Source organism: Mycobacterium sp., assembly GCF_049280035.1.
In the GTDB taxonomy this organism is placed as follows: domain Bacteria; phylum Actinomycetota; class Actinomycetes; order Mycobacteriales; family Mycobacteriaceae; genus Mycobacterium.
Genome location: NZ_JBAPPI010000302.1, coordinates 1 through 3,175, shown reverse-complemented (window position 1 = coordinate 3,175; position 3,175 = coordinate 1). Strand labels below are relative to the sequence as shown.

Annotated in this window: 4 protein-coding genes; all 4 read right to left on the bottom strand. The window is 65.6% G+C overall.

All coding sequences use genetic code 11. The features are described from left to right. Positions 1–57: 57 nt before the first annotated feature. Entirely contained in the window at positions 58–429 is a 372-nt protein-coding gene (locus tag WAN71_RS10155; RefSeq protein WP_422225210.1) for a heat shock protein transcriptional repressor HspR, read from the bottom strand. Further along, a complete protein-coding gene (gene dnaJ, locus WAN71_RS10150; protein WP_422225209.1) occupies positions 429–1,616 on the bottom strand; it encodes a molecular chaperone DnaJ in 1,188 nt (395 codons plus the stop codon). The genes WAN71_RS10155 and dnaJ overlap by 1 nt, the downstream gene beginning before the upstream one ends. A gap of 72 nt (positions 1,617–1,688) precedes the next feature. Further along, on the bottom strand, positions 1,689–2,372 hold the full coding sequence (gene grpE, locus WAN71_RS10145) for a nucleotide exchange factor GrpE (RefSeq protein ID WP_422225208.1): 684 nt from the start codon (positions 2,370–2,372) through the stop codon (positions 1,689–1,691). Next, on the bottom strand, positions 2,369–3,175 hold an 807-nt coding region (locus WAN71_RS10140), incomplete at its 5' end, for an Hsp70 family protein (protein WP_422225207.1). The genes WAN71_RS10140 and grpE, both read right to left, overlap by 4 nt.

The window sequence follows — 3,175 nt, the reverse complement described above, 5'->3', positions numbered from 1 at the left end:
TTCCGCGATTTTTTCGCCGTGGATTCACACTGGGCGCAGGCCCGCACTCGCCGAGCGTTAGCGCCGCGGCTGCCAGACCACCACTGCGGTGCTCTTGGGCACCACCGCGATGTCACGTCGCTGGGTGGCCCGCAGCACCTCGATCTCGGCGGCCATCTCCTTCAGCCGTGACTGCAGCGCCTCGACCTGGTTGGTTAACTCGATAATGCGTTTGATACCAGCCAGATTGACGCCCTCGTCCTGGGACAGCCGCTGCACTTCGCGGAGCAGTTCCACGTCGTGCTGCGAATAGCGGCGTCCACCACCGGAACTGCGGCTGGGGCTGACCAGCCCGAGCCGGTCATAGGTACGCAGCGTCTGCGCATGCATACCGGCCAGCTCTGCGGCCACCGAGATCAAGAACGTCCGCGCCTCGTCTCTTTTAGCCATCAGCTATTACCCGCCCATCCGGCCCGCGGATCGAATCCGCCGGACCGCTCGGCGACGGCGTAGGCCTCCAGCGCCTCTTTCGCCGCACCTTCCAGGTTCGGCGGGACCGCCACTTTGACGGTGACCAGCAGGTCGCCCTGACCGCCGGAACGCTTGGTCACACCGCGTCCACGAACCCGCAGAATGCGCCCGTCGGCAGTGCCCTTCGGCACCCGAACACCGACCTTGCCGTCCAGCGTCGGCACTGAAAGTGTTGTACCCAAAGCTAATTCGGTGAAGCTGACCGGAACGGTGACGGTGAGGTCATCGCCGTCGCGGCCGAATACTTTGTCCGGCCGCACGTGCACGGTGACATAGAGGTCACCGGACGGAGCACCACGCAATCCGGCCTCACCCTGGCCGGCCAGCCGGATCCGTTGTCCATCCTCGACACCCGGGGGGATCCGCACGTTGATGGTGCGGGTGCGGGTGGTGACACCGGTCCCCTTACATTGCTCGCAAGGGTTCTCGATGATCGACCCGCTGCCGCGGCACTCGGTGCATGGCTCGGAGAAGCCGAAAGCGCCTTGGTTGCTGCTGATTACACCTGAGCCGTTACAGTTCGGGCACACCTTGGGACTGGTGCCCGGCCTGGCTCCGCTGCCGTGACAGTTGGTGCACGGCGCCGGGCTGGTCAGCCGCAACGGCATCGCCACGCCCTTGGTGGCCTCCATGAAGCTCAGCTCGGCTTCGGTCTCCAGGTCGTTGCCCCGGCGCGGACGGCTGGGTCGTGGTTGAGCACCGCGCCCGAACAAGCCGCCGAACAGGTCACCGATGTTGGTGCCACCGGAGCGCCCGGCGGCGTCGAACAAATCGTTGAGGTTGAACTCCGCCCCGTCGCCGCCATAGCCGCTTCCGCCGAAGCCGCCGGCGAAGTCGCCACCGTTGAATCGGCGACCGAACCCGCCTCCGGCGAACAACCGACGGGTTTCGTCGTACTCCTTGCGCTTGGCGGCATCCGTCAGTACTTCCTTGGCCTCGGACACGGACTTGTACCGATCTTCGGCCGCCTTGTTGCCCGGGTTGCGGTCAGGGTGATTCTCGGCGAGCAGCTTGCGGGCCACCCGTTTGATCTCGTCTGGGCCGGCGTCAGGAGAGACGCCCAGCTCCTTGTAGAAGTCCTTTTCGACCCATTCGCGTTGGGCCATGTCGCGTCACCCCCTAACACCTTCCTGTAGTTGTCGTGTCCCGTCCGAATCGGTCGTTAGTTCTCCGACGCCTTAAGATTCTGCGTCGTGCTCACCCTCGTTCGCGCCGTTATCGACTGTCTCGGTGGTCTCGGTTTCACTGCCGGCTGCCTCGGTCCCGGCGTCACCGGTCGAGTCGTCCGGGATGGTGTCCACCACCGCGACCAATGCGTGCCGCAGCACTTGGTCGCCGAGTTTGTAGCCGTGCCGCAGCACGTTGCCGATTACCGGCTTCGAGCCCTCCGACCCATCGCCCTCGTGTTGCACGGCCTCGTGCAGTACCGGGTCGAAGTCGTCGCCCTCGGCACCGAACGCCGTCAACCCGAGTCCGGTCAGCGCGCTGAGCAATTTGTCGGCGACCAACTTCAGCGGCCCGGATTCCAGATCTCCGTGACTGCGGGCGCGGTCGAGATCGTCGAGCACGCCCAGTAATTGGCTGACCACGCCAGCCTTGGCGCGCTCGGCGATCGCCTCCTGATCGCGCAACGCCCGCTTGCGGTAGTTGGCGTAGTCGGCTTGCACCCGCTGCAAATCGGCGGTCAGCTCGGCAACCTTGTCAGCGGTGGAGCCGCCTTGCCCGGCTTTTGCATCTGCGGCCTCCGGCGCCGCCCCACTGGGGGCGGCTCCGGAAGCCACGTGGCGCACTTGGCCGGTCTCGGGATCAATCCGTCGCTTGTCGGTGACGGTTACCTGTTCGTGCGGGTTGGGTTCGCTCACTGGGCCTCCCGGTCATCGTCGACCACCTCCGCGTCGACGACGTCATCGGCACCGCCGGGACCGGCCTCACCGGCGCCGCCGGAGGCTTGGTCAGCCTGGGTGGCCTCGTAGATCGCCTGGCCGAGGGCCTGCGACTCTTGGCCCAGCTTCTCCATCGCGGACTTGATGGCGCCGATGTCGGTGCCGCCCAACGCTGTCTTGGCCTCGGCGACCGCGGCGTCGACCTTGTTCAGGGTGTCCTCGGGGACCTTCGAACCGCCTTCGGCTTCGCGCTGCTCCTTGACGAATTTCTCCGTCTGGTAGACCAGCGTCTCGGCCTGGTTGCGAACGTCGGCCTCTTCGCGACGCTTGCGGTCCTCGTCGGCGTGCGCCTCGGCGTCCTTGATCATCCGGTCGATCTCCTCCTTGGACAGGCCGGAGCCTTCCTGGATCTTGATCGTGTTCTCCTTGCCGGTGCCCTTGTCCTTGGCCGTGACGTGCACGATGCCGTTGGCGTCGATGTCGAAGGTGACCTCGATCTGCGGGACGCCGCGCGTAGCCGGCGGGATGCCGGTCAGCTCGAAGGAGCCGAGTAGCTTGTTGTGCGAGGCGATTTCACGCTCACCCTGGTAGACCTGGATCTGCACCGACGGCTGGTTGTCGTCGGCGGTGGTGAAGGTCTCCGACCGCTTGGTCGGGATCGTGGTGTTGCGCTCGATCAGCTTGGTCATCACGCCACCCTTGGTCTCAATGCCCAAGCTGAGCGGCGTAACGTCAAGCAGCAGAACGTCTTTCACCTCACCCTTGAGGACACCCGCCTGCAG